This window comes from Bacteroides sp. HF-4919, assembly GCF_018860125.1.
On record NZ_JAHKNF010000010.1, the window covers coordinates 229,523 to 250,014 of the forward strand.

Annotated in this window: 20 protein-coding genes; 5 read left to right on the top strand and 15 right to left on the bottom strand. The window is 39.9% G+C overall.

The features are described 5' to 3' along the window. Positions 1-5: 5 nt before the first annotated feature. The 9 genes from KO473_RS17660 to KO473_RS17695 all read right to left on the bottom strand — a co-directional run bounded on the left by KO473_RS17660 (position 6) and on the right by KO473_RS17695 (position 8,300). Positions 6-1,559 (bottom strand): sodium:solute symporter, encoded by a 1,554-nt coding sequence (locus tag KO473_RS17660; protein WP_005780348.1) that lies wholly within the window; start codon positions 1,557-1,559, stop codon positions 6-8. Beyond that, complete coding sequence (locus tag KO473_RS23830) at positions 1,556-1,681, bottom strand: symporter small accessory protein (RefSeq protein WP_005821041.1); 126 nt, start codon at positions 1,679-1,681, stop codon at positions 1,556-1,558. Before KO473_RS23830 ends, KO473_RS17660 begins: the two co-directional genes overlap by 4 nt. Positions 1,682-1,835: 154 nt before the next feature. Then, on the bottom strand, positions 1,836-2,441 hold the full coding sequence (locus tag KO473_RS17665; RefSeq protein ID WP_122130637.1) for a nitroreductase family protein: 606 nt from the start codon (positions 2,439-2,441) through the stop codon (positions 1,836-1,838). Between the two features lie 13 nt (positions 2,442-2,454). Continuing rightward, positions 2,455-5,205, bottom strand: coding sequence for a methionine synthase (metH, locus tag KO473_RS17670; protein WP_005821045.1), 2,751 nt, complete (start codon positions 5,203-5,205; stop codon positions 2,455-2,457). Between the two features lie 19 nt (positions 5,206-5,224). Continuing rightward, positions 5,225-5,677, bottom strand: coding sequence for an SsrA-binding protein (gene smpB, locus KO473_RS17675; RefSeq protein WP_005780358.1), 453 nt, complete (start codon positions 5,675-5,677; stop codon positions 5,225-5,227). A gap of 9 nt (positions 5,678-5,686) precedes the next feature. Next, a complete protein-coding gene (locus KO473_RS17680; RefSeq protein WP_005780359.1) occupies positions 5,687-6,229 on the bottom strand; it encodes a Yip1 family protein in 543 nt (180 codons plus the stop codon). A gap of 31 nt (positions 6,230-6,260) precedes the next feature. Continuing rightward, on the bottom strand, positions 6,261-7,064 hold the full coding sequence (locus tag KO473_RS17685) for a hypothetical protein (protein WP_005780360.1): 804 nt from the start codon (positions 7,062-7,064) through the stop codon (positions 6,261-6,263). Positions 7,065-7,146: 82 nt separating this feature from the next. Next, entirely contained in the window at positions 7,147-7,647 is a 501-nt protein-coding gene (locus KO473_RS17690) for a DMP19 family protein (RefSeq protein WP_005821047.1), read from the bottom strand. Between the two features lie 248 nt (positions 7,648-7,895). Further along, entirely contained in the window at positions 7,896-8,300 is a 405-nt protein-coding gene (locus KO473_RS17695) for an HsmA family protein (RefSeq protein WP_005780362.1), read from the bottom strand. Positions 8,301-8,539: 239 nt separating this feature from the next. Between KO473_RS17695 and KO473_RS17700 the strand changes: the two genes are divergently transcribed. The 5 genes from KO473_RS17700 to KO473_RS17720 all read left to right on the top strand — a co-directional run bounded on the left by KO473_RS17700 (position 8,540) and on the right by KO473_RS17720 (position 14,155). Beyond that, a complete protein-coding gene (locus tag KO473_RS17700) occupies positions 8,540-9,241 on the top strand; it encodes an iron-sulfur cluster assembly scaffold protein (RefSeq protein ID WP_005780363.1) in 702 nt (233 codons plus the stop codon). 20 nt (positions 9,242-9,261) lie between these two features. Beyond that, positions 9,262-10,272, top strand: a complete 1,011-nt coding sequence (locus tag KO473_RS17705; RefSeq protein WP_005780364.1) for a GGGtGRT protein — start codon at positions 9,262-9,264, stop codon at positions 10,270-10,272. Between the two features lie 326 nt (positions 10,273-10,598). Further along, positions 10,599-11,600 (top strand): beta-ketoacyl-ACP synthase III, encoded by a 1,002-nt coding sequence (locus KO473_RS17710; RefSeq protein ID WP_005807475.1) that lies wholly within the window; start codon positions 10,599-10,601, stop codon positions 11,598-11,600. A 163-nt stretch (positions 11,601-11,763) separates the two neighbouring features. Continuing rightward, the gene (locus KO473_RS17715) at positions 11,764-13,209 is read left to right on the top strand and encodes an alpha-amylase (RefSeq protein WP_005821048.1); all 1,446 of its coding nucleotides are present in this window, start codon (positions 11,764-11,766) and stop codon (positions 13,207-13,209) included. Between the two features lies 1 nt (position 13,210). Beyond that, positions 13,211-14,155 (top strand): YihY/virulence factor BrkB family protein, encoded by a 945-nt coding sequence (locus KO473_RS17720; protein WP_005821049.1) that lies wholly within the window; start codon positions 13,211-13,213, stop codon positions 14,153-14,155. Positions 14,156-14,164: 9 nt separating this feature from the next. Here KO473_RS17720 and KO473_RS17725 read toward each other — a convergent pair whose 3' ends face one another. From KO473_RS17725 to KO473_RS17750, 6 genes are all read right to left on the bottom strand, one after another. Further along, positions 14,165-14,485 (bottom strand): DUF202 domain-containing protein, encoded by a 321-nt coding sequence (locus tag KO473_RS17725; protein ID WP_005821050.1) that lies wholly within the window; start codon positions 14,483-14,485, stop codon positions 14,165-14,167. 170 nt (positions 14,486-14,655) lie between these two features. After that, on the bottom strand, positions 14,656-15,606 hold the full coding sequence (locus KO473_RS17730) for a glycosyltransferase family 4 protein (RefSeq protein ID WP_005821051.1): 951 nt from the start codon (positions 15,604-15,606) through the stop codon (positions 14,656-14,658). Between the two features lie 3 nt (positions 15,607-15,609). Continuing rightward, entirely contained in the window at positions 15,610-16,572 is a 963-nt protein-coding gene (locus tag KO473_RS17735) for an NAD-dependent epimerase/dehydratase family protein (RefSeq protein WP_005821053.1), read from the bottom strand. Beyond that, positions 16,569-17,333 (bottom strand): glycosyltransferase family 2 protein, encoded by a 765-nt coding sequence (locus KO473_RS17740; protein WP_005781527.1) that lies wholly within the window; start codon positions 17,331-17,333, stop codon positions 16,569-16,571. The genes KO473_RS17735 and KO473_RS17740 overlap by 4 nt, the downstream gene beginning before the upstream one ends. 3 nt (positions 17,334-17,336) lie before the next feature. Further along, the gene (locus KO473_RS17745) at positions 17,337-18,542 is read right to left on the bottom strand and encodes a glycosyltransferase (RefSeq protein ID WP_005821055.1); all 1,206 of its coding nucleotides are present in this window, start codon (positions 18,540-18,542) and stop codon (positions 17,337-17,339) included. 403 nt (positions 18,543-18,945) lie between these two features. Continuing rightward, positions 18,946-20,484 carry a hypothetical protein gene (locus KO473_RS17750; RefSeq protein WP_005781532.1) on the bottom strand — a complete coding sequence of 513 codons (1,539 nt, stop codon included), beginning with the start codon at positions 20,482-20,484 and terminating at the stop codon, positions 18,946-18,948. Positions 20,485-20,492 lie beyond the last annotated feature (8 nt).

Genomic DNA, 20,492 nt, shown 5'->3' on the forward strand with positions numbered 1-20,492 from the left:
CATTTTTATTTTTTTCCTTTTCCTGTCAGCAAACTTATAATGATAACAGCTGCCACTGACAATGGTAATGCAAACAATATAGGATCTATCATCGGAAAAGGATAGGTTTCAATCAACACATCCTTACCGAAAAGCCATCTGCATACCCCCATAGCTGCCGCTTCTTTCTGATGAAGAAAGGCTAAAGCAAATAAGCTTCCTATAGTTCCTATCCAAAGGCTTGCCATCACTCCCTGCCGGGTAGCGCGTTTCCAATATAAGGCACAAAAATATGCGGGAAGGAAAGCTGCTGCACAGATACCCATAAAAATAGAAGTTCCACGGGCAATAATATCATTGGGCAACATGTAACAGATGATATAACTAACTAATATTGAGAACAGCACTCCCAGACGAATTACATTAGTCAGTTTGCCACGTGAACGAGGCTTGTAAGTACCATAAATATCAGAACCGACCGAGGCACCCATCGTATGGAACTGTGAACTCAGTGTAGACATACTGGCAGAAAGAATGCAAAGCATGAAAAGTGCGGCAAACCAGTCCGGCATTGCTTTATTTATAAAGTATGGAATAATTTTATCCATATCTTTGACTGCTTCTGTAGCCACTACACCTTCGGTTTTAAGAAAGAAAAGATTACTTAGTGCCCCTGCATGATAAATAGCACCTACGGTGATAATCAGGAAAAAACATCCGATAAAGACTCCCCGGTTCAGTTGTTTACTACTCTCTACAGTCATAAAACGAACCACCAGTTGAGGTTGAGCAAGACAACCGATCCCAACTCCCAGAATCAAAGAAGTGACCAATGTATACCATTGAGGTGAACCGGTAACAGGCATGGCAGTCCATCCTTGATGTCCTAACGCTTTGAATTTCTCCGGAACCAAAGGAGCAATATCTGTCAGCGCCTGATTAGCTTCCGTAAAGCCCATATCCAGTACCCGATACAATGAAAAAAGCAAGAACAGCATACAGCCAAACATAATAACCGCCTGCAAAGCATCCGTATACATCACCCCCTTCATACCTCCAGCTATCACATAGGCTGCTATCACCAGGGTGAATATCAAAAGCGAGACATTAAAATCAATCTGAAAAATCTGTTCGATAAAAACTGCTCCTCCCTTCATTACCACTGCCGCATACAAAGGCATTCCAAGAAAAATAACTGCGGCCACAAACACCTGTATCCCCCGTGAACGATAATGCCTGCCCAACAATTGTGGAAATGTACTGACATTCAGTCTGGCTCCCATCCTGCGTGTCCGGAGGCCGAAAAAGATAAACGCAATCACCACCCCGATAAACATATTCAGAAAACAAAGCCACTGAATACCCATACCGAAGGCAGCAGCCACCCCACCAAAACCGACAATGGCAGAAGCAGATATGAAAGTAGCACCATAAGAAAGTGCCATGACAAATGGATTCATCTGTCGCCCCCCTACCAGATAATCACTGGCGGAAGTTGTCTTTTTATAACCTAAAAAACCAAGATAAGCCAATGATAGCAGATAAGCTATCACAATCAGTCCAAGTGTAAATGTATTCATCGTGTTTTATCTTTTTCGTCGTCTTTATTCCAATATTTAAGACCAAACCAGGCAGCAAAAAGCACACATACTACCGAAAGCAGATATGGCAAAATGATAAGATAGTCGCTTATTCCAAACATTCTTGTATTAGATTTCGATTAATATTGGTGCAAATGTAAGGAATTTATTGAAATGGAAAAACAAAAGGCAGAATTTATAAAAAAAGAAAAGGAACAAAAATAAAAAAGCCGCCTCTTTTTATCAGGGCAGCTTTCAGAAAAATCAATTTACGGTTTAATATTTCTCGTAATGAACTTTCTTCTCATCGTATTTCTGCTTAGGTTCCTGCAGAGCAGCCGGATACCCGAAAGGAATCACACATAAGGGCACTATGTTTCCCGGAAGCTCCGTATACTTGCGGACACCCCGGATGCGGTCTTCATAAGGATAAGCAGCTGTCCATACTGCACCCAATCCCTGAGCCTCAGCAGCTAACAGAATATTCTGCGCAGCAGCCGAACAATCCAGATACCAATAAGAAGAACGGGCTACATCACCACATACAACAATGGCATAACGAGCCTGAGTCAACATCTTTGCATAAGGCAATGCAGAAGCCATAGAATCGAGAGCAACCCGATCAGTGACCAGCACAAACTCCCAGGGACGAAGGTCTTTTCCTGACGGAGCAGCCATACCGGCACGTAACATCAAGTCTATTTTCTCTTTCTCTACTTCCTTATCCAGATAAGCACGTACACTCTTACGCGCAAAAATATTATCCAAAGCAGCATTGGATGTTGACGGGGCTTCTTTTGGGGAAGAAGATGAACAAGCAGTGAATGAAATCATCCAAAGCAATCCAATCGCCCATGCATAAATCACTTTCTTTGTTCCCATAGATTCTTTTTTATCAAAATAGTTTCAACCTGTTTTCTTGAGCTTCTTTCAATGAAACAGTTTCCCGCTTCATCAGACCGCTCTTATCACGGAGTACCTGATATTCACCAGACAGCTCCTGCGCCAGTTCTTCTTTCAATTTCGGACTCATCAACCGGGCAGCGACACCGGCATTCTGTGAAGCATCTTTCAGATGAACCACCGGTGCATGATATACCGGAGCAATTTTCAGTGCAGTATGTAGTTTGGATGTGGTTGCTCCACCTATTAATAATGGAATATCCAGTCCGGCTTTCTCCAACTCCATAGCCACATGCACCATCTCCTCCAACGAAGGAGTAATCAATCCACTAAGGCCTATCATATCTACCTTTTCCTCTATGGCTTTTTGAACAATCGATTCAGCCGGCACCATCACTCCCAGGTCAATGATATCATAACCGTTACAAGCCATCACAACCGAAACAATATTTTTACCGATATCATGCACATCTCCCTTCACTGTAGCCAACAGAACCTTTCCGGCAGAAGAGGTTCCTTCCACCTTTTCCGACTCTATGACCGGTTGTAAGATTGCAACGGCTTTCTTCATCGTACGGGCTGTTTTCACCACTTGCGGAAGGAACATTTTACCTTCACCGAACAACTCGCCTACATGATTCATTCCATCCATCAACGGTCCCTCAATCACATCTACCGCCTTATCATATTGAGGCAAGGCTTCTGCAAGATCTTCTTCCAGAAAATCTCCGATCCCCTTTACCAAAGCATATTGCAACCGTTCTTCTACCGTACCGTCCCGCCAGGCATCATGCTTCACCGGTTGTCCTGCCGCAGCATTACCTGCCGAAGCCTCCTTCAATTTATCAGCCAGTTCAATCAATCGTTCGGCAGCATCAGGACGCCGGTTCAATACCACATCCTCTATTCTCTCAAGCACATCCGCCGGAATATCCGTATACAGCACAGAAGTACCAGGATTTACAATCCCCATATCCATACCTTTCTGAATGGCATGATAAAGGAATACGGCATGCATGGCTTCACGAATATAATTATTTCCACGGAATGAGAATGATAAGTTACTTACTCCTCCGCTGATATGTGCTCCGGGAAGATTCTTTTTAATCCAGGCAGTTGCTTCTATAAAGTCTACCGCATAATTATTATGTTCCTCAATACCTGTTGCTACAGCCAGCACGTTCGGATCGAAAATGATATCGTGCGGGTTAAACCCAATCTTATCTACAAGTAAACGATAAGCACGTTCACAAACTTCTATTTTACGGGCAGCCGTATCAGCCTGTCCTTTTTCGTCAAAAGCCATCACTACTACAGCCGCACCATACTGACGAACTGTTTGAGCATGTTCAAGGAATTTTTCCTCTCCTTCTTTCAACGAAATGGAATTCACAATTGATTTTCCCTGGAGACACTTCAAGCCGGCCTCGATAACCTCCCATTTTGAAGAATCGATCATCACAGGGACACGAGCTATTTCAGGTTCCGAAGCCACCAGATTCAGGAAAGTTGTCATCTCTTCTTTCGCATCCAGCAGTCCGTCATCCATATTGACATCGATAATCAGCGCCCCGTCTTCCACCTGCTGCCGGGCTATAGACAATGCTTCATCGTATTTCTTTTCATTTATAAGACGGAGGAACTTACGGGAACCCGCTACATTGCAACGTTCACCAACGTTGACAAAGTTAATTTCAGGCTTTACTTCCAGCAGCTCCAATCCCGAAAGCCACATACAATCCGGCTTACGAGCCGGAACATGCGGTTTGGCACCGGCAATCAACGCGGGATATTCGGCAATATAAGCATCGGTAGTACCACAGCATCCGCCGATGATATTAATCAAACCTTCATGGATATATTCTTCTACTTCATGTGCCATATCCGCCGGGGTCTGGTCATATTTTCCCAGACTGTTAGGCAAACCTGCATTCGGATATGCACTGATATAGTAAGGAGCACGCGCGGCCAGTTGCTCCAAAAACGGCTTCAGTTGCTTTGCACCAAATGAACAGTTCAGACCGACAGAAAAAATATCGGCATGTTGTACCGAAGCCAGAAAAGCTTCCAGTGTCTGACCGGAAAGGGTACGCCCCCCTGTATCAGAAACCGTCACCGACAACATAACCGGTACTTTAAGCCCGGTTGCCTGCATAGCACGCTCCGCTGCCAGAATAGCGGCTTTTGCATTCAGCGTATCAAAAATAGTTTCTATCAACAAAGCATCTACCCCACTTTCAAGCATCGCTTCCATTTGCTGTTGATAAGCATCGGCCATTTCATCATAAGTCACGGCACGATAGGCCGGATTATTCACATCCGGAGACATGGAACATGTTTTATTGGTAGGACCAACCGAACCGGCCACAAAACGAGGTTTATCGGGATTGAGTGCCGTATATTCATCGGCAACTTCTCGTGCCAGCTTCACGGCCGTCTGATTGATTTCACGCACATACTCCTGTACATGATAATCGGCCATAGAAATTGTGGTGGAACTAAATGTATTCGTCTCAATGATATCGGCACCGGCTTCCAGATATTTACGGTGTATATCCTGAACCACGTCAGGGCGCGTGAGACAAAGTAAATCATTATTCCCTTTCAGTTGACCGGGAATATGCGCAAAGCGCTCACTGCGGAAATCCTCTTCTCTAAGATTATATTGCTGAATCATAGTACCCATAGCGCCATCCAATATAAGGATACGTTCAGGTACCAGCTGTTGAATAGTTCTTTTCATTGCTAAAGGTACAAACCTATCATCGTTTAAACATTCTGTCCATATCGCGGCGGTCGTCTTTTTCTTTCAAAGCCTCCCGCTTGTCATATTGCTTTTTACCTTTTGCCAAAGCCACAACTACTTTGGCCAGGCCTCTTTCATTAATAAACAAACGAACCGGGACAATGGTAAATCCGGCGTCTTTCGTCCCTCGTTCCAACTTATTCAGCTCCTTTTTGCTCAATAACAATTTACGGTCACGTCGGGCCGCATGGTTATTATACGAACCATAAAAATATTCGGCAATGTGCATGTTCTTCACCCACAATTCACCTTTCGCAAAATAACAAAACGTATCTACAAGACTTGCTTTTCCCAAACGGATGGACTTAATCTCCGTTCCTGTCAGCACAATACCTGCTGTATAAGTATCAATCAACTCATAGTCGAAAGTAGCACGTTTATTCTTTATATTTATAGGAGCCAGTTTCATTTTATTTTCTTAATTTAATATAGCTGTTAGCTTGTTGAACACAACTTGTATTACCGCCGGACATAGTATTAACAAAATCGACGAGAAAATGGTGTAACGCAACCGATTCTTTTCTTCCACCAGCATCACGACTCTTGCTCCTTCCCATACCACATAAACGATATAAAACTGGAGCAACCAACCGATAATACTGAAATCCGGAAGCAATCCGGTCACTATATGCAACAAAAAGGTGACAACTAATGCATAGCCTGCAAACTGCTGTGCCAAAGGGATATCATTGGACATGCCAAACATTTTTATCCCCATCTGATTGATGGCATAAGCTGCCAGAAAATAGCCTCCGAACAAAGCTACCGCCACTGCACAACACTGCGTCATGGCCAATTGGAAACTTTGCGGTCCTCCCCATCCATTGGTCCACAAAGCACCAATGAATACGGATAAACCGCATAAACCAATCATAGGATAGACAAAAACAGTAAGAACTGCCCGTCTATCCTCTAAACGAATTTCCTCCCAGGCCTTGGCCGGAGAGGAAATCAATGACATTGCTATTTGAAATAATGCTTTGTAATTCAAATTATTTAGCGGTTTTATATTCTATTTCATACGCCTTCTCTGTAGTGGAAGTATCGTCCAACTTATTGTTGTATTCATTCTGCTGTGCCACCACAATAATTTTGGCTGGTTTATCTTGTCCACTCTTCTGCTTATATTCTCTCAAAAATTCAGTGATATCATAAGCTTTAAAGCTGGAAGTACGTGTCGCACGTTCTACTATAGCAGTAGTTTCATCATTAACAGCATAACGCAAATGGAGTTTCAGTTCTGTAGCACCTGAAGTAATATCATCTGTATAACAAACCAGAGTAAAAGAATGTTTAGCGAGTTCATTCTTAATATCTTCCGGAGTACTTACATTTTTCACACGGTAAAGTACCGGCAATACAATTGTATTTTCACTAAACTGGAATGGGGCTACCGTTGAATATCCTGATGCAAAACTCAATGAACCAATTGGTGCATTAGTAGTCACATCTCCCGAACCACCGACAGCCGTAGTAGTAACTGCAGGAGCATCAATTCCAGTCGCATCTGCTAAAAGCGTAACCTTAATCTGTTTAGGATTTGTCGAGAGGTCCTGACCTTCATCAACCTGACAATAAATATAGGCCATTCTTGCACTCAAAGTAACAGGAACTGTGTTAGTGGGGATAAGTTCCGTACCGGCGGCATCTGTAAACGTAACATAACCCATTCTATCATTAACTTTCACCACACCAGCCCACTGCTGAGGACCGTTTTCTCCGGAATCCATACATGAAGTAAACATAGTACCCATCAACAGGGTTAAGGCCAACACCATTAATTTCAATTGTTTCATAAATCTATTTTTTAGAGTTTGCAAAGATATAAATTCTAATTCACAATAAGTAAATGCAGAGACTTAAAAAATACTGCATCCATCACTTAACTATTTTTGCAAACAACTCCAAATGATCGTCTACATAGCTTGCTACCAGTGCTGTAACCTCCTCCTCAATATCCAGATATTCTTCTTCAAGATCATCAAAGGCCTCATATTGCTCGTACATCGCCATAAACTCATCCTCGGTACGCTCTTTTTCCAGATCGACACGGTGCGCATCATAAATCTTCTTAGCTTTATAAACCAACTTCGAAAAATCCTCGGCTCCCCACAAACGCATCACTTTCGCAAAAGGATTATCAAAGATATAACCTCCATACCCATTCTGAATCAATTGACAAAAGCCACCAAACATGACTTCATCCCGAAAAATCTGATAGGCCAACAAAGAGTGCTGCTCTCCTGTCAACAGTGGCATTGTTTCGGCAGTAAGCTCCCCGCCAATCACTTCTTTATACTTATCTGTAAACACCTGGATAAATTCATCCATTCCCTCACCCGCAGCTTGTTGCAAGGAGGCATCCGTAACTTCTATCATTTCCACTATATATAATAAGGTAAATTCTATATTTATAAATATCAGGAAACAAAAATACGGAAATATATGGTTCAGAAAGGCTTTTTGAAGAGTTTTTTAGAAACTGTCCTATTTTTAAAGCCCATAATTAAAAATTCCCCAATTGCTTTGGGATAATCCCCTGAGTTCTTCAATGGTTCTCTTACGGGATAATTCTTCATCTTAGCGGCTGAGATGAAGCTTTATTACTTTCTCAAATAAGGTTATTTTCAATGATGCAACGACATACCAAGATATACGCCTATACAGTAGGGTATCAACCAAATGCACCACACCACAATACTGAAACGATTGAAATGTTCTTTAGCCTTTTCACTCCCTTTTACATACGTCCAGATAGCCCACATAGCGTGAACAAACATCAACAAGATAGCGATAATGCCGGTCACAGTATGTATTTCATCATGCAAATGTGTGAGTCGGGCAATATTCTCCATTAAAGCTGTTCCCACAGAATCAGCCAACAGCCCCAATAAGAAAAAGACCAGATGCCAAAATTTCAGTTTCTTCTGCAACCGCTCTCCCCACACTCCTATTGTGTAAAACACCAATGCAGAGGTTATCACACAAATGGCTGCTATTAAATAATGTATATCTACTTCATTCAAATTCATAACCAATCAATTTTTCTCAAAAGAAACAAAGAATCAGAGTAATAGTTCAACAAAATAAAGATTATCTAAAATGTCATCTCCACATTACAATCTAACGAAACTGAAATTTCTATTTTTCCTTTTCATAAAAAAGTAATAAAACCCGATTTGCAAAAACAAATAAAACGACTACCTTTGTGAGCGATTTGAGAATCGTGACTACGTATTTTTAATTATATCACTAAAAAAAAGAGCTAATTATGACTTATTCACACGAAGTGGAACACATGTGTGTTGTAAAGAAGGGTCCTAACCATGGACCGGCTCCCATACCCGAAGAAGGAAAATGGGTAAAATCAAAAGAAATTGTTGATATTTCAGGTCTGACACACGGTGTGGGTTGGTGTGCTCCTCAGCAGGGTGCATGTAAGCTGACTCTGAACGTAAAAGAAGGTATCATCCAGGAAGCTCTGGTTGAAACTATCGGCTGTTCAGGTATGACTCACTCAGCTGCTATGGCTGCTGAAATCCTCCCGGGAAAAACTATCCTCGAAGCATTGAACACAGACTTAGTTTGTGATGCCATCAACACTGCTATGCGCGAACTCTTCCTGCAGATCGTTTACGGACGTACTCAGTCAGCTTTCTCAGAAGGTGGTCTGATCATCGGTGCAGGTCTGGAAGACTTGGGTAAAGGTCTGCGTAGCCAGGTAGGTACATTGTACGGTACTTTGGCTAAAGGTCCTCGTTACCTTGAAATGGCAGAAGGTTACATCAAGACAATTGCTCTTGACAAAAACGATGAAATCTGCGGATACGAATTCGTCCACATGGGTAAATTCATGGACGAAATCAAGAAGGGTACTGATGCGAATGAAGCATTGAAGAAGGTTACCGGTACTTACGGACGCTTCACTGCAGAACAGGGAGCTGTTAAACACATTGATCCACGTCACGAATAATATAAGGAGGAAAAGAAATTATGATTAGAGAAGTAAAATTTGAAAGTCAGGACCGCCGTATCAAAGGCATCATCGAAGCCTTGAACGCTAACGGTATCAAAGACATCGAAGAAGCTAACGCTATCTGCGAAGCTGCTGGAGTTGATCCTTATAAAACGTGTGAAGAAACTCAACCGATCTGTTTTGAAAATGCTAAGTGGGCTTACGTAGTAGGTGCTGCTATCGCTATCAAGAAAGGTTGCAAAAATGCAGCTGACGCTGCCGAAGCTATCGGCATCGGTCTGCAGGCATTCTGTATCCCGGGTTCTGTAGCCGACGACCGTAAGGTTGGTATCGGTCATGGTAACCTGGCTGCTATGTTGTTGCGTGAAGAAACTAAATGTTTCGCTTTCCTGGCAGGTCACGAATCTTTCGCTGCTGCCGAAGGTGCTATCAAAATCGCTGCAAAAGCAGACAAAGTACGTAAAGAACCTCTGCGTTGTATCTTGAACGGTCTTGGAAAAGACGCTGCTCAGATCATCTCTCGTATCAACGGCTTTACTTATGTTCAGACACAGTTTGACTATTTCACAGGCGAACTGAAAGTAGTACGTGAAATTGCTTACTCTGACGGTCCTCGTGCAAAAGTAAAATGCTATGGTGCAGATGATGTACGTGAAGGTGTAGCCATCATGTGGAAAGAAGGCGTGGACGTATCTATCACAGGTAACTCTACTAACCCGACTCGTTTCCAGCACCCGGTTGCAGGTACTTACAAGAAAGAACGTGTATTGGCCGGTAAGCCATACTTCTCAGTAGCTTCAGGTGGTGGTACAGGTCGTACTCTTCACCCGGACAACATGGCTGCTGGTCCTGCTTCATACGGTATGACAGATACTATGGGTCGTATGCACTCAGACGCTCAGTTCGCCGGTTCATCCTCAGTTCCTGCTCACGTAGAAATGATGGGATTCCTGGGAATTGGTAACAACCCGATGGTAGGATGTACAGTAGCTTGTGCAGTTGACGTAGCTCAGGCTTTGGCAAAGTAATTTAAGCCATTCTATATTGACAAACTCCTGCAGTCATATGATTGCAGGAGTTTTTTATTGTATAAATCAGAATAGATTATTTCTTCCTTTTTAAACAAAAAACACCTCTCCTTTTCTCTATCATTTCCCTAATTCTATTTTCAGTATTATAACTTATCCTAATCTCACTACGAAAATCAATGCATTTAGATTACAAAATATAGAATAAGTCTTTCTTTTCTGTATATTTGCGCCCGGTATTTTAGATGCAATTCCGAAAAGTCGTAAGTTTTCGGAGTCATTTTATACTTCCCCCACTTAAGAACTTACTTATTTAGACAAAGTTAATGAAACAAATCAATGCAGTAATTACAGGAGTTGGAGGATATGTACCCGATTACATCCTGACTAATGATGAGATATCCAGAATTGTAGATACCACCGATGAATGGATCATGGGGCGTATCGGCATCAAGGAAAGACGTATTCTGAATGAAGAAGGTCTTGGCACTTCATACATGGCACGTAAGGCTGTGAAGCAATTGATGCAACGTACAAAAAGCCATCCGGATGACATCGATCTGGTAATTGTCGCTACAACCACTCCCGATTATCGGCTTCCTTCAACAGCTTCCATTCTGTGTGAAAGAGTGGGATTAAAAAATGCATTCGCCTTTGATATGCAGGCAGTATGCAGTGGTTTCTTATATGCTCTGGAGACCGGAGCCAACTTTATCCGTTCGGGAAGATACAAAAAGGTCATCATAGTTGGTGCCGATAAGATGTCATCGGTGATAGATTACACCGATCGCGCCACCTGTCCTATTTTTGGTGATGGTGCAGCAGCTTTTTTACTGGAACCTACTACGGATCATTTAGGCATTATAGATTCTGTTTTAAGAACAGACGGCAAAGGACTCCCTTTTTTACATATGAAAGCCGGCGGCTCCGTATGTTCTCCTTCTTATTTTACGATAGACAATCACATGCACTATCTCTATCAGGAAGGCCGTACAGTATTCAAATATGCTGTAGCCAATATGTCAGATGCTTGTGAATCGATTATCGAAAGAAATCAGCTAACGAAAGACCAAATCGACTGGGTTATTCCCCACCAAGCCAATCAGCGCATTATCAATGCTGTCGCCCAACGCCTGGATATGCCATTAGAAAAAGTCATGATCAATATCGAACGCTATGGCAACACCAGTGCCGGCACACTTCCATTATGTATATGGGATTTCGAAGATAAGCTCAAAAAAGGTGATAATTTGATCTTTACCGCTTTCGGAGCCGGATTTGCCTGGGGAGCCGTCTACGTGAAATGGGGATATGACGGAAATAAATAACGCCACCAGTACACAAGCTTAGCCACAGAAAGTCATAATCACGCCACCATCAACATCAGATAGCTTTTTAAAGCAAAATAGCCAAAAGTGCTTTTTGGCAAATACAAAGGAACCTTATGCCGCTTTTTTTTGTTATTTGCTGATAATTAAATGCATTAAGATGATGGAAAATGGCGTAATGATGCAGTATTTTGAATGGAATCTGCCTAACGATGGAAAGTTGTGGAAACAATTAAAAGAAGACGCATCACATCTACATAAAATCGGTGTGACAGCAGTTTGGATTCCGCCTGCTTATAAAGCCGACGAGCAACAAGATGAAGGTTATGCAACCTATGACTTGTATGATCTTGGCGAGTTCGAACAAAAAGGAACCGTAAGAACGAAGTATGGCACAAAAGATGAATTGAAAGAAGCGATCGACGAGTTACATAAAAACCATATTTCAGTATACCTGGATGTAGTACTCAACCATAAAGCCGGAGGTGATTTCACTGAAAAATTTATGGTTGTAGAAGTCGATCCCCATGACAGAACCCAAGGATTGGGAAAGCCATTCGAGATACAAAGCTGGACCGGATATAGTTTCCATGGACGTAAGGATAAATATTCTGATTTCAAATGGCATTGGTATCATTTCTCCGGAACCGGTTTTGACGATGCCAAAAAGCGGAGCGGCATCTTCCAGATACAAGGAGAAGGCAAAGCATGGAGCGAGGGTGTAGATAGCGAAAATGGAAACTATGATTTCCTGTTATGTAACGACATCGACCTGGATCATCCGGAAGTAATTGCCGAACTGAATCGCTGGGGAAAATGGGTTTCCAAAGAACTGAACCTTGACGGAATGCGTTTGGATGCCATCAAGCACATGAAGGATAAGTTCATCGCACAATTTCTGGATGCGGTAAGGAGTGAAAGAGGAAACAACTTTTACGCTGTAGGTGAATACTGGAACGGAGATCTGAAAACACTCGATGCATACATAGAATCTGTGGGCCATAAAGTCAACTTATTTGATGTTCCGTTACATTACAATATGTTTCAGGCTTCACAAGAAGGCAAAAATTATGATTTGCAGAATATCTTGAAGGGCACATTGGTCGAACATCATTGCGATTTAGCAGTCACCTTTGTCGACAATCACGATTCACAATTGGGCAGTTCGTTAGAATCACAAATAGAGGACTGGTTCAAGCCACTGGCCTATGGTTTGATATTATTGATGAAAAACGGTTATCCCTGCCTGTTCTATGGAGACTATTATGGTGTAAAAGGCGAAAAGTCTCCCCATGCCCCGATCATTGATATTTTACTGAATGCAAGGCGAAAATATGCCTACGGTGATCAGATCGAATATTTCGACCATCCTTCTACCATTGGTTTCATCCGTATGGGAGATAAAGAACATACTGGCTCCGGTCTGGTCTTCTTAATGTCAAATGATGAAGCCGGTAGCAAAATGATGAAGCCGGGTGAGGAACATAAAGGTGAAGTATGGCATGAAATCACCGGAAGCATTCCCGAAGAGGTCACTTTAGATGAGAAAGGAAACGGAAAATTCTCTGTTAATGCCCGTAATATTGCCGTTTGGATAAAGAAAAATTAAAATGGAAATTCATTCGGAGAGAAAGAAAAAGCTTAGTTTACCCCTACTGTTCAAAATAATAAAAGATACAGTTTGGGGATTTATAGACGACAGCGTTATGAGGCTGAGCGCTTCATTGGCTTATGCGACATTGTTTTCAATTATCCCTTTTCTTTCTCTCCTGGTCACTGTCGGAGTCTTTTTCCATATGGATTTGGCCAACCAGCTTTATGTCCAGTTACAGCCCATTGTAGGACCGGAAATTACCGGAGCACTTCGCTCCATTATAGAAAATGCAGAACATACAGATTCTTCCAGATCTGCTGCCATTGTCAGCTTAGGCATTTCTATTTTCGGTGCTACCACCATCTTTGCAGAGATACAAAGTTCATTGAACACAATTTGGGGAATAAAAGCTGTTCCTAAAAAAAGCTGGCTCAAGTTTATCAAAAACAGAATACTCTCTTTTTCCATAATACTTGTATTTGCTTTCATCCTTCTGGTTACATTTACCATCACCAGCATCATCGGAGAATTGAGTAAAAAGTTTATGGTTAATTATCCCGAAATAGCCGGGTCATTGGTTCAGGTAGTAGGAATCATTATAAATATAGGTGTAACGGCCATCATTTTCACATTGATTTTCAAAATATTGCCCGATGCCAAAATAAAAAGCAGAGATGTTTTTATTGGAGCGATTGTGACCACATTACTGCTACTGGTAGGTCAATGGGGAATCTCATTTTATATAGGGATTGCAAACGTAGGAACCGTTTACGGAGCAGCAGCATTCATGGTCGTTTTCGTTACGTGGATTTATTATTCTTCCATCATCATATATACAGGCGCAGAGTTCACCAAAGCATGGGCAAACGAAATGGGTGGTAAGATTTTTCCCGATGAATATGCGGTAGCCACCAAAACCATAGAAATACACGAAAACAAACCAATCGGATTGGATGATTGAGAACAGGGATTACTTCTCCTGCAATGACTTACTCTCAGCCTCACGACATGTTTTCGTATACTGTTTCAGATGCTTTCTCATCTGCCCGAAGCGGACAAAGCCTAAAAAGAATAAAATGATCCCGGCCATAATACACACCCACGCCAGCCCATGCAGACGTGAGATACTTTCAACTTGAAAGATCCCTACTCCTACAGTCAGGAGATAAAGTGCCATGCGGATATATGCAAACAAGGTTCTTTCATTGGCCAACTTTGTTCTTTCAAGTGCCAAATGATCACGGAGTATCAACTCTTTATCATTCTCAAAGTTATCGGTAAATGTCAACATAGATATTGAGGAAATTGTGTTCTATACGTTTTTCTTTAAAAACAAAGATAGAAAAGAATAGTTCCCCAAAACAGAATCTCAATTAACAAAAACACCACTGATAGCCTCTCCAATTCCAACCAATCTACTGCATATTAAAAATCATTTTCTGTTATATTTTTCATAACTGATTAATTAGATTTATGTAAATAGAAAAATCTCTTCATAAATAGAAGATATAACATACCCAACAGTAAGATAATCCCTAATAAATAATAATATCCATGCTCTCGTAATACCAGATATCCTACCACAACCATGGCTTGCACGAACATATAAGTCAATGATACAGTTACATGAGAAATCTTCAATTCATTAGCCATAATCTGATACAAATGTTTCCGGTGAGGCAAACCAATATTTTCATGTAGTAACAACCGGTGTACGATCGTCAACACACTATCCACCCCGTACACAACAAGCAATACAAGCCAGCTGAAATCTTTCGTTTGAAGAATCAAACTCCCAATCAGGAACAGGACTACAAAAGCTATACTAACCGAACCCACATCACCGGCGAAGCATTTCGCTCTCTTACGGAAATTAAAGAAATCAAACACCAACACAGAACAAATCATCGTATAAATAAAATTCTGTTCTGTGAAGGAGATCACTTCCGCATTTACATATGCCAAAGAAACCAGGATAACCAATGAATACCCGCCGGTAATGCCGTTAATGCCATCCATAAAGTTATAGGCATTGATAATCCCCGTACAGACGATCAGAGCGACAAGCAACGTCCACCAAGGTAAACTGAACAATCCCCATTGATAGAACATCAGGGCCATTGCCGTAAAATGGAAGACTAAACGCAAACCCTGTGAAGTAGAACGGATATCATCTACAAAACTGATAAAAGTGATCAAGGTCAAAGCCAGTATAAACCAAGGGTATTCAAACTGATTCGTCAGGAAAAAAGTCAATGCACCCAAATAGAAAATGATTCCTCCACCTCTCAGAGTAATACGGGTATGTGAACTCCGCTCGTTTGGCCTGTCAATAATATTACATTTATCAGCAATACGGAAATAAAAAAGTTCTGCCAAAAATAGCAGAACTAAGATTAGCAGATAATACATAAGTTATTTAGTTTCTTCAAATGAACGAATGGTCTTCATTAATCCTTCTTTAGCAGTGACAGGTAATTTATCAATACCTAAAGCTGCTTTGATCTTAGCATTACTTACCACATAATTCTCCGTCAGTTTACGAAGCCTTTCGGTATTCAAAGGCAAGTGGAGTAAAGTGCCCAATCCGGCACAAGCTTCCATAAAACGCTTATTCATCTTCCAGATACGAGGTTGTTTTTCCATTGCCTCGCACATGATGGCAATCAATTCATTTGTTGACAAAGCTTCATCATCCCCCATGTGATAAATACCCGTAGGTACATCCTGATTCAAAAGCCCCTCAATCACATAACAAAGGTTATCGATTGAAGTAAACGAACGACGATTATCAAAATCGCCAAGAGGCCAAGGGATTCCTTTTTTCACTACATTATATAATAAATTCAGATTCCCTTTATTTCCCGGTCCGTGAATCATGCAGGGACGAAGAATATACACCTGTTTCTCTGTTGTTGAGTATTCTAAATGCTCCTTTATATATTCTTCAGCCTTGATCTTACTCTCTCCATAAGGCCCAACAGGAGCCGGAATCACATCCTCAGTAAGCATATCTCCCACTACACTATCAGCCGCAGCTTTTACTGAACTAAAAAATATGAATTTCTTCGCAGAAGACTCCAAAAAGAAATCAAATATCTTTTGAGTCAGGCCGGTATTAATATCAAAATAAGACTGAGCAACTGATTGGTTTTTCGTATCATGAGCCTTTCCGGCAAGATGAATGATTGCATCAAACTGGGGAAGAGTTTGAAAAGGAAAAGATGTGGGTTCGATATCTCGCCAAGAAAATGTTTGGCTCACTCCATCTCTACAAGGAAAGATAATATCAAGTCCATATAATGTATGTTTATCTCTCAAGGCCCTGATAAAATTAGAACCTATAAATCCATGGATTCCTGTAATCAGTATATTCATTCTTTTATCAATAACAGTTCAAAAACCTTCACAGCATATTTTAAACATAAAAGTGGCAAACAAGTCCAAATTCCATTCTCCCTACATGCCCTGACAATCTCCTTATTCAGTAAAATATTACTTTTTACAGATGCTGTACTGGTGCCTCCCGTACGCATTTTCATAAAATCAAATGGTAAATATTTACTTTTCAATTGACGTACATACAAGAAGCGGATAAGAAGCTCATAATCAGCAGCTATCTTATAATCTGTTTTATAATAGCCAAACTCCTCAAAATACTTTCGATAAGTAAAGAAAGTCGGATGCGCAGGCATAAAACCATACCGGAACAAATGTGGGGCAAAGTTCTTAGAAGAATAATAACGCACTGTTTTATCCAAATTTTTAGGGTTCACAAAACGCACATCCCCATAAACGACTTGTGTATCTGTATTATCAAAAGCCTCTACCACTTTAGTTATGACATCATTCCTGTGATAAAAATCATCTGAATTAATTATACCGACAATATCCCCAGTAGCCATGTGGATACCTTTATTCATGGCATCATAAAGTCCATTATCCTTTTCACTGATCCATTTTAGCCGACCTTGAAATAGAGGCTCATACTTTTTTATAATTTCAATAGTATTATCCTGAGATGAACCATCTACTATTATATACTCAATGTTAGTAAAATGTTGTGAAATAACAGACTGAATAGTATCACAAAGAGTCCTGTCACTATTGAAAGTAACAGTTATAAGAGAAATTTTCATTAACTACAAAAGCTCCTGATAAAGAGCAGCATATTCTTTATATTTATCTTCTTTTCTAAAATTTTCCAAGATATATGAACGGCAATTATTTCCATAATACTGTTTTCCCACCAATTTTAACTGCTGTATAGCTTTTAAAGCTCTATCAATATTATGAGGGGCAATTACAAATCCCGTTTTTTCTGTCACTATTTCAGGACAGGCTGTCGAATCATAAACCAATGCAGGTGTTCCGCAAGCCATACTTTCAGCCGTAGTCAACCCAAAGGTCTCTTCCATTGAAAAATTCACAAATAAATCAGCAGATGAGTACAGTTCTACCAACTCGCTTATATTTTCTGTTTTCTTAAGTCCGATTATATTAGAAGGTAATTTAGAAATTTGTTTCTGATCCAAGCCTACCAGTATTATTCTATCATCAGATGAAAGATATTTTGCAAGCTTAATAAAATCAGATAAACCTTTACGAGCATTCCAAACTGTTGCTACTCCCAATATCAGGAATTTATTTTCTATATTATATTTTAATTTTGCTCCAACACCTACAGGACGAAATACATCCGTATCAACTCCATTATAAATAACTCTTACAGGATATTTAGCAAGGAAAGAATGCTCTACTTCATTTGCCAGCCACCGTGAAACAGTGACAATAGTTAAATTTTCGAGAGAAGTAAAACTTTGTTTTTTGAGCTGATAGTTTTTTCTAGAGTGGTCATAAAATAATGAAGCGGGATAGTCTTGAAGATTAGGGCAAGCATAACACCCTTGTTCCCATTTGTTACAGTCAATATTAGAATAATAAGCGCAATGTCCAGTATATGCCCAACAGTCGTGTAATGTCCAAACAACAGGAATATCAGATTTTGATAAAAAATCAAACAATAGTGGATAATTTAAATAATAACCATGAATATTATGTAAATGTATTAGATCTGGCTTTATCTCCTTTATTTTTAATATCAATCGTTTAGTTGCGCATATAGATCCTAATCCATGCATGTCAAACAACTTAGATATTAAATAATGAGAATAAATTGCACACCTATTTCCAATCTTATACAAGTATGTTTTACTTGGATTTCCCCAACGTCCATATGCTGTATAGCAAGTCCATTTATCATTTATTACAGCTTCCGCAATACCTTCAGCAATACGTCCAGTAGAGCCGGAATTGGCAACAACATTAATTTGAAAAAGGGTTGACATTATTAAAGCTCTATATTCAAAATTATTTCTTGCACCATTTATTATTAGAACCCCAAAAACAAATCGTATTTACAACTTTAAGAGAAATCAACTTTGTCATATCTAAAAGTTAGTACTCAATTTAGAGCAATACTAAATTCTAATTGATTCATCAATTATTAACATAATATCAATCCTATATTAGTTAGCGTTCAGAAAGTTTCAATATTTACAAATATTTAGTCAAAGGGATATTAATAATAAATTTCAATTACAAACATATCCAAGTAGTATCTATTTGAAGGATTCTTTCAGATATTAAATCACAAGGATACCCAGCATATAGCAGGTAGATATGATGGTTATCTACTACATTGATCACCTCAATACATATACACGTTGTATCCATCCGACTGCAATACTTTTATACGGCTTTCTGGGATGTTAACTTCCGTTTTATATATGACCATACTTTTTGCTTAGTCAACACATCAACTCCAATCCAATATATTGATAATAGAATTATTATAACAGTTACAATTCCTATGAAAAAGAAATGCATAATATTAGTAACATCCATTACATTATATAAAAAAATAGGTATAGGTAAAGCGACAGCTGTGACTAATAAGCACGGTTTGAAAACGCCCAAAATATCCTTCCAATAATACCCTGCTATTTTTACTACCAATATAGGCTTTATTACTAAACCCAATGTAGCATAGGTCAGCAAGCTAGCCCATGAAAGAGCTACCGGAGAATACCCCGCTTTAAATAAAAAATAGACTATGGGAAAACTTATTAAACCCAAAGTAGGGGATATTAAAGCATTTTCTTTTAACTGTCCTTTAGCATATAATGCTGTATAAAAAGAAGTGTCAAAAACCTGAAATAAGCTCTGAATGACTATAAGTTGAAGAAATATAACAGTATAATCCGGCACAACCCCCAACCATATTTTTAATAAAGGATAGGCTAAGAGACAAACTGGAAAACAGATAATAAACATCAAATAATAGGAATACTTAGTAGATACCAGTAGCAATTGCTTAGATCCCATTAAATCACCTGTGGCCAATCTCTTAACTATCTGCGGATTAGCAGCTGTACGAAAATTATCTACAAGTTGACCGGCTGCCATGTTCACTTGGATGGAAATAGCCCGTGCGGCGACAACAGCGGGTTCAAAAAACATATTCAGCAAAATTAAAATCCCTTGACTATTGAGGGCGATCGAACCACTGGCAAACAAACTCCACCCTGAAAAGCCAGCAATTTCCTTGAATATAGCTTTATCAAATACAAAATGATATATCGTTTCTTTAAAATGCCGACTACAATAAAAACGATAGATACAAATAATCCCTACCTGGACAATAAATAACAAAGAGGCATACAATTTCAATTTATCATAATCACCAATAGATAACAGATAAACTATCCCCAATTTGGCAGAAACTTCCAGAACACTCATATAGGCAAAAACTGACATCTTTTCATGCGCAATAATACTTGCATTATAAGGTACCTGTGTTAATGTAAACACAGCTGTTAGTATGGATATATGGAAAACATAGACTGCCGCCTCCATTCGGTCCGCTGGTATTACTAACTTATTATAAAGAAACCATATACCCAACGTTTCTCCAATTATAACGACCAAAAAAGCAATCACTGCATGAATCGTCATTGTTGTGGAAAATGTTCTCTTTAATTTTTCAAGATCACCCGTTCCAAGTTCATAAGTTAAGAAACGGGATGAACCGGTACTTAACGCACTATTAATAAAAGATAAAAAGCCAACAATGCCACCTACGGACTGATAAATACCATAATTTCCAATCCCTAAAGTTTGCAGTATTACACGTGAAGTATATAATGATACTATCATTGTAAACATCATACGAAAATACAGGAATGCAGTATTCTTTGCGATGGTTTTGTTTGAAGATGGTCCAGGCATTAATTTTA